The organism is Streptomyces sparsus (assembly GCF_054776295.1).
Genome location: NZ_BAAHCA010000181.1, coordinates 1 through 7,110, shown reverse-complemented (window position 1 = coordinate 7,110; position 7,110 = coordinate 1). Strand labels below are relative to the sequence as shown.

Here is a 7,110-nt window from a genome sequence, read left to right as displayed (position 1 = left end):
GCAGGGCCTCGCCGGGCCCTGCCGGACCGGAATCAGGCCTTCTGGCGGCGGCGCACGGCGGAGACGGCCCGCTCGGCCTCCCGCCGGTCCTGCTTCTCCCGCAGCGTCTGCCGCTTGTCGTACTCCCGCTTGCCCCGGGCCAGGGCGATCTCCACCTTGGCCTTGCCGTCCCTGAAGTACAGCTGGAGCGGCACGAGCGTCAGACCGCTCTCCTGGAGCTTGCCGACGAGCTTGTCGATCTCCATCCGGTGCATCAGCAGCTTGCGCTTGCGCCGCGCGCTGTGATTCGTCCAGGTGCCCTGGCTGTACTCCGGGATGTGCACGTTGTGCAGCCACACCTCACCCCCGTCGACCTGGCCGAAGCCGTCGACCAGGGACGCCCGCCCCTGGCGCAGCGACTTCACCTCCGTGCCGGTGAGGACCAGCCCGCATTCCCAGGTGTCGAGGATCAGGTAGTCGTGCCGCGCCTTCTTGTGCTGCGCGATGAGTTTGCGACCTGTCTCTTTAGCCATAGCCGGGCCATTGTTCCTCACCCCCGGCGTGCGAGGCCACTCAATACCGTTCGGGCCTTGTCCTCGGTGCGCTGACCGGCCCGCGACTCGACGTCGGGCGTCAGCCCCTCGCCGTCCAGATCGCGCCCGGCAGGCGTCGCGTAGTGCCCCACGGTGAGTTCGGCGACCGAGCCGTCCGGCTGCTCCAGCGGTATCTGCACCGAGCCCTTGCCGAAGGTGCGCGACCCCACCACCACCGCGCGCCCGCGGTCCTGCAACGCGCCCGCGAGCAGTTCCGCCGCGCTCATCGTGCCGCCGTCGACGAGCACCACGAGCGGCACGTCGGGGCTGCCGCCGGCGTCGGCGTACAGCGCGCGCTGCTCCCCGCTGTCGTCGTAGGTGGCCACCAGCCCGCCGTCCAGGAAGGCGGAGGCGACGGCGGTGGCCTCGTGCAGCAGACCCCCGGAGTTGCCCCGCAGGTCGAGCAGGACGCCGCTGCCGGCGGGCAGGTCCCGCAGGGCCTGCTGCACGCGCTCGCCGGAGCCCTTGGTGAAGGACTCGACGCGCACCCGTACCGCGTCCCGGCCGAGCGTCCTGACCGTCACCGACTCGGTGTCCAGCAGCGCCCGTTCGAGCCGCTCGTCCCAGTCGCGGCCGTCCCTGCCGAGACCGACCACGACGGGCGCGCCGTCCGCCGTGCCGGCGTCCTGGCCGTCGCCGCCGCGCAGCCGGGCCACCACCTCGGTGACCGGCAGGTCCGACACCGGAGCGCCGTCCACCGTGCGCAGCCGGTCACCGGTCCGTACGCCGGCCTCGTCGGCGGGGCTGCCCGGAGTGACCCGGGCCACCTCCACCCGCCCGTCCGCGGCGGCCCGCACCGCGATGCCGACACCGACGTAACTGCCGTCCAGCGCCTGCTGCAAGCCCTCGAACTCGCGGGCCGTGTAGGCGGCGGACCAGCGGTCGCCGCTGCGGCTGACCAGCCGGTGCGCGTCGCCGACGTGCGCCTCGCCGACCACGCGGGGGCTTATCGGCACGCCCTCCGGCCCCTGGCCGGCCTGCGCGTCGTCACCTGTCCAGGAACCGGCGGTGAAGCCGGTCACCAGCACGCCGGCGAACACCAGCGTCAGGGCCGCCCCTCGGCGGAAGCGGTGCGGCTGGACGAACATCCACGGACCCGACATGTTGCGGAGTCTAGGACAGACGGGGGCGGCGTTGGGAAGCTTGCCCGAGGGGCGCCCGCGTCGTTTATCACACCCGGATCACACCTTCAGGTACTTGCGCAGCGCGACGAAAGCAGCAACGGCGGGCATCAGCACGCCCACTGCGAGGATCAGTGGCAGCACCTTGACCACCGAATCCCAACCGATGAACTGGATCAGCGGGATGCGGTCCGACAGCCAGTTGTCCACCAGGAAGTACTTGCCGCTGAACAGCAACAGGCAGGCCATCGCCGCCCCGAGCAGCCCCGCGATGGCCGCCTCCAGGATGAACGGCATCTGGATGTAGAAACTGGACGAGCCCACCAGCCGCATGATCCCGGTCTCCCTGCGCCTGCTGAACGCCGACACCCGGACGGTGTTGACGATCAGCAGCAGCGCGACCACCAGCATCAGCGCCATGATGAACAGGGCGGCCAGGTTCATGCCGTTCAGCAGGTTGAACAGGTTCTCCAGCAGACTTCGCTGGTCCTGGACCTCCTGGATGCCCGCCCGCCCGCCGAACGCCGTCTGGATCACGTCGTACTTGGTCGGATCGGTGAGCTTGACCCGGTAGGACTCCTGCATCTGGTCCGGCGTCAGCGAGGACGCCAGCGGGGAGTCCTTGAACTGCTCCTTGTAGTGCTTGTACGCCTCGTCGCTCGACTCGTAGAAGACGGTGTCGACGACCTTGAGCTTCTCCAGGTCGGCCTTGATCTCGCGCTTCTGCTGCCCGGTCACCGCGCCCTTGGCGCACTGCGGGTCGGTCTCGGCGTCGTTCTTGTTGCACAGGTAGATCGAGACCTGGACCTTGTCGTACCAGAAGCCCTTCATCGAGTTGACCTGCTCCCGGGCGAGGAGCGCACCACCGAGCAGCGCCAGCGAGATCGCCACCGAGACGATCACCGCGAAGGTCATCGTGAGATTGCGGCGGAGACCGACGCCGATCTCCGACAGAACGAACTGGGCGCGCATGGCGTCCTTTCAGTGCTGGTAGCCGTAGACGCCGCGCGACTGGTCGCGCACGAGACGGCCCTTTTCGAGTTCGATCACTCGCTTGCGCATCTGGTCGACGATCTGCTGGTCGTGCGTCGCCATCACGACCGTCGTCCCGGTCCGGTTGATGCGGTCGAGCAGTTTCATGATGCCCACGGAGGTCTGCGGGTCCAGGTTGCCGGTCGGTTCGTCGGCGATCAGCAGCAGCGGCCGGTTGACGAACGCCCGGGCGATCGCCACCCGCTGCTGCTCACCGCCGGACAGCTCACCCGGCATCCGGTCCTCCTTGCCGCCGAGCCCGACCAGGTCGAGCACCTCGGGCACGGTCTTGCGGATCTGCCCGCGGGACTTGCCGATGACCTCCAGCGCGAACGCGACGTTCTCCCCCACGGTCTTGCTCGGCAGCAGCCGGAAGTCCTGGAAGACGGTGCCCAACTGGCGGCGCATCTGCGGCACCTTCCAGTTGGACAGCCGGTTGAGGTCCTTGCCCAGCACGTGCACCTGGCCGTGTGAGGCCCGCTCCTCGCGCAGCACCAACCGCAGGAACGTGGACTTGCCGGAGCCGGAGGAGCCCACCAGGAAGACGAACTCACCGCGCTCGATCTCCAGCGAGACGTCGCGGAGCGCGGGGCCGGTCTGCTTGGGATAGCTCTTGGAGACGTTGTCGAAGCGAATCACTGATTTACACCACGTCGACCTGGGTAGGGGCATCGGCAGCCGCTGAACGGCTGGCCGTCGGTGCAGCGACCCTACGCGAAGCGGAGTGGGGCCCGCAGACGGCCTGGAGCTTTTGGGATTTTGCCCCAAGGACAGACCCCCGCAAAAGCACCACCTTCCGCACGCCTCTGCGTTCCGCGCCGAATGCTGGCACAGTGGAGACGAGGACCATTGGGGAATGTTTCACCCCCCGGTGGCGTTGGCGCAGGGTAAGGAGGAGTTCGCATGACATGCGACCGACTGGTGTGCGCCAACTGCGCGGGTCCCGTGAGTGAGGCCCGCTGCTCCGTCTGCCGCGCCGAGCGCGCCCGTCAGCACCGCGAGCAGGACGGCCCGCTGGCCGGGCTGACCCCCACCGCGCTGGTGATGCTGCTGCTGACTCTCCTGGCCGTGGCACTGCTGGCCCGCCAGGCCGCCGCCTTCTGAGCGGCCCCCTCGACCGTAACGCCGCATAGGGCCCGGACACGCACCGTGTCCGGGCCCTACGTGTGCCGGGTGCCGGTCACCGGTCACCCCTGGTGACCGGTGACCGCGGGTACACCGGGCGCCACGGCCCGGCGTGCCCGGCGCCGTGTCCCCTCACCTGACGGGGCCGAGCGCGCGAGCAGAGCGACGTCAGGCAGCCGCCGCGCCGCCGTCACGATTGAGGAGCCGCGGCAGCATGCGGAAGCCGACACCGCCGGCGATCATCGTCGCGGCGCCGACCAGCAGGAACGTGGTCTCCGCCGCACCGGTCTCGGCCAGCTGCTCCTGCGGGGCGTTGCCCGTCGCGGCCGGCTTCTCCGGGGTGCTGATCTGCTCCTTGCCCGCGCCGTTCGGCGTGGTGCCGGACTCACCGGAACCGCCGGTGGTGTCCGGGTCCAGACCGCCGGTGGAACCGCCGTCGCCGCCACCGGAGGTGGAGCCCCCGCCGTTGCCGCCGCCGTTGTCACCGCCGCCGGTGCTGCCGCCGGTGCCGGTGCCGCTGCCGCCACCGGTGGAGCCGCCGTTGCCGCCGGTGCTGCCACCGGTGTTCTCACCCGGGTCGGGGTCGGTCGGGCCCGGGTCAGTCGGGTCCGGGTCCGTGGGGCCCGGGTCCGTCGGGTCCGGGTCCGTCGGTGTCGGGTCGGTCGGGTTGTCCGGGTCCGTCGGGTCCGTGGGGTCCGTCGGGTCATCCACTTCGTCGTTCGCGCCCACGGTCCCGACCCCGCCGATGTCCACGGCCTGCGCCACGCCTGCCGCGGTCAGCGACACACCGGCTGCGAACACCGCGCCGGCCGCGATCCGCGCGATGCGCACCCGCGTCTTGGAATTGGTCACTACCAACTACCCCCAGTAGTCTCATGGTTGATGGAGCAGCTGCGCCGGTCTCGGATCGTCGGCGGGATGAGGTCACGGGGCCCTGGCGTCACCTCGGTGACCGGACCCCCGGTCGGCCCCCCGGGACGCACGTTCCTGCACACGTCTGCCGAGCTGACACCCTTCCCACTTTTCCCAACAGCGTCAAGCCAGGTCAGGGTGAAATGTCCTCAGTGGCCGGTCACTTGCTCACCCGTGCGGTCGACTGTGACCTAGTACACAACCGAACCCGAGTCGTCGTCAGTCACGCCGGAGCCAGTCCCGCTCCCGCGCGATGACGAGCGCCTCGATCTGGGTACGGGCGTCGAGCTTGCGCAGCACGGCACTGAGGTGGTTGCGGACCGTGCCCACGGTGAGGCTCAACTCGCGGGCGATGTCCGTCGGGTGGCGTCCGTCGGCGATCCGCCGCAGCACATCGGCCTCCCGTGCGCTGAGTGGACTGCGCCCCACCTCGGCGGCCGCGCCCAGCAGTTCGGGCGCCACCACCAACCCACCGCGCGCCACTTCGCGTACCGCGTCCAGCAGTTCGGCGACCGACAGCCCGGTGTGCACCAGCCCCGCGGCGCCCGCCGCCAAGGCGCTGCGGACCAACCCCGGGTAGGGCTGCTCGGCCAGCACCAGGGAACGGCAGCCGGGAACCGCACACCGCAGCTCCGTCACCGCCCCCACGCCGTCCAGGTCCGGGAGAGACGCGCCCAGCACCGCCACGTCGGGACCGACCCGGCGTGCCGTCGGCGCCACCTCTCCCCCGGTGGCCACCTCGGCGACCACCTGGAGATCGGGTTCCCGATCGAGAGCCGCCACGAGCAGCTCACGCACCATTCGCTCGTCGCCGGCCACCAGCACCCTGGTCACACGTTCTCCCTCCACCGCGGAATCCCGCACACCACTCAGGCAGATCACCCACGAGGGCGAAGGGTTGTGCACCGTACGCACCGGAAAGGTAACGAAGCGTGCCCCGGGGCTATCGCCGGGTGCTATCGCCCCGCCCACGGCGACGGGCCCGGTGGCCCGCCCCGCAGGGCGGGCCACCGGGCCCGTTCGTGGTGCGTGCGCGGCGTGCGGACCGCGGGAGTGCGCGGTGCTCGCCAGCGGTGAGGAGCGTCAGCTCGCGGCCTGGTCCTGCTGCTTGCGCCAGCGGATACCGGCCTCCAGGAAGCCGTCGATGTCACCGTCCAGCACGGCCTGCGGGTTGCCGACCTCGTGCTCGGTACGCAGGTCCTTGACCATCTGGTACGGCTGGAGGACGTAGGAACGCATCTGGTTGCCCCAGGAGTTGCCGCCCTCGCCCTTCAGCGCGTCCATCTTGGCCTGCTCCTCCGCCTTGCGGTGGGCCAGCAGTCGGGACTGGAGCACCCGCAGTGCGGCGGCGCGGTTCTGGATCTGCGACTTCTCGTTCTGGCAGGAGACGACGATGCCGGTCGGCAGGTGCGTCATGCGGACCGCGGAGTCGGTGGTGTTGACCGACTGGCCGCCCGGGCCGGAGGAGCGGAAGACGTCGATCCGCAGCTCGTTCTCCGGGATGTCGATGTGGTCGGTCTGCTCCACGACGGGCAGCACCTCGACACCGGCGAAGGAGGTCTGGCGGCGGCCCTGGTTGTCGAACGGCGAGATGCGCACCATGCGGTGCGTGCCCTGCTCGACGGAGAGCGTGCCGTAGGCGTAGGGGGCCTTCACCGCGAAGGTGGTCGACTTGATGCCCGCCTCCTCCGCGTACGAGGTGTCGAGCACCTCGGTGGGGTAACCGCGGCGCTCGGCCCAGCGCAGGTACATGCGCTGGAGCTGCTCGGCGAAGTCGGCGGCGTCCACGCCGCCCGCCTCGGCCCGCACGCTGACCATCGCCTCACGCTGGTCGTACTCACCGGACAGCAGGGTGCGGACCTCGAGCTCGTCGACCGACTTCTGCACGGACGCCAGCTCCGCCTCGGCCTCGGCACGGGCGTCGGCGTCGTTCTCCCCCTCGGCCAGCTCGAAGAGCACGCCGAGGTCGTCGATCCGGCTGTGCAGCTCCTCGATCTTGCGCAGCTGGCCCTGGAGGAACGAGAGCCTGCTCGTCACCTTCTGGGCGTTGTCGGGATCGTCCCAGAGCGAGGGCGACGCCGCGTGCTCCTCGAGCACGGCGATGTCGGCCCTCAGCTTGTCGAGGTCGAGTACGGCCTCGATCGACTCCATGGTGGAGGAGAGGGACTTCAGTGCTTCGGATACATCGAGGACTGCCACGGCTCCAGCCTACCGGCTGACCCGGCCGGGCCCGCCAGGGTCACGGCGTCGAGTTGTCCACGGGCGGCGGAGGCTCCTGCGGGCCCGAGTCGGCGGGGCCGAAGGCGAGCCAGCCGCCGACCCCCAGCGCGGCGGCGGCAGCCGTCGCG

8 protein-coding genes are annotated in these 7,110 nt (G+C 70.5%); 1 reads left to right on the top strand and 7 read right to left on the bottom strand.

Annotated features, from left to right (window positions below; genetic code table 11):
* Positions 1-32 precede the first annotated feature (32 nt).
* The 4 genes from smpB to ftsE form a co-directional block, all read right to left on the bottom strand.
* Positions 33-512 carry an SsrA-binding protein SmpB gene (gene smpB / locus ACYVE9_RS11425; RefSeq protein ID WP_461027676.1) on the bottom strand — a complete coding sequence of 160 codons (480 nt, stop codon included), beginning with the start codon at positions 510-512 and terminating at the stop codon, positions 33-35.
* 17 nt (positions 513-529) lie between these two features.
* On the bottom strand, positions 530-1,675 hold the full coding sequence (locus ACYVE9_RS11420; RefSeq protein WP_461027675.1) for a S41 family peptidase: 1,146 nt from the start codon (positions 1,673-1,675) through the stop codon (positions 530-532).
* Between the two features lie 78 nt (positions 1,676-1,753).
* Positions 1,754-2,665, bottom strand: coding sequence for a permease-like cell division protein FtsX (ftsX, locus tag ACYVE9_RS11415; RefSeq protein WP_461027674.1), 912 nt, complete (start codon positions 2,663-2,665; stop codon positions 1,754-1,756).
* A 9-nt stretch (positions 2,666-2,674) separates the two neighbouring features.
* The gene (gene ftsE, locus ACYVE9_RS11410; RefSeq protein ID WP_283991504.1) at positions 2,675-3,364 is read right to left on the bottom strand and encodes a cell division ATP-binding protein FtsE; all 690 of its coding nucleotides are present in this window, start codon (positions 3,362-3,364) and stop codon (positions 2,675-2,677) included.
* Positions 3,365-3,628: 264 nt separating this feature from the next.
* On the opposite strand from ftsE, the gene ACYVE9_RS11405 reads away from it, so the two are divergent.
* The gene (locus ACYVE9_RS11405) at positions 3,629-3,829 is read left to right on the top strand and encodes a hypothetical protein (protein ID WP_461027673.1); all 201 of its coding nucleotides are present in this window, start codon (positions 3,629-3,631) and stop codon (positions 3,827-3,829) included.
* A gap of 189 nt (positions 3,830-4,018) precedes the next feature.
* Here ACYVE9_RS11405 and ACYVE9_RS11400 read toward each other — a convergent pair whose 3' ends face one another.
* The 3 genes from ACYVE9_RS11400 to prfB form a co-directional block, all read right to left on the bottom strand.
* Positions 4,019-4,702 (bottom strand): hypothetical protein, encoded by a 684-nt coding sequence (locus tag ACYVE9_RS11400; RefSeq protein WP_461027672.1) that lies wholly within the window; start codon positions 4,700-4,702, stop codon positions 4,019-4,021.
* Between the two features lie 279 nt (positions 4,703-4,981).
* Positions 4,982-5,596 (bottom strand): response regulator transcription factor, encoded by a 615-nt coding sequence (locus ACYVE9_RS11395; RefSeq protein WP_461027671.1) that lies wholly within the window; start codon positions 5,594-5,596, stop codon positions 4,982-4,984.
* 249 nt (positions 5,597-5,845) lie between these two features.
* Positions 5,846-6,961 (bottom strand): peptide chain release factor 2, encoded by a 1,116-nt coding sequence (gene prfB / locus ACYVE9_RS11390; RefSeq protein WP_461027670.1) that lies wholly within the window; start codon positions 6,959-6,961, stop codon positions 5,846-5,848.
* Between the last annotated feature and the right edge of the window lie 149 nt (positions 6,962-7,110).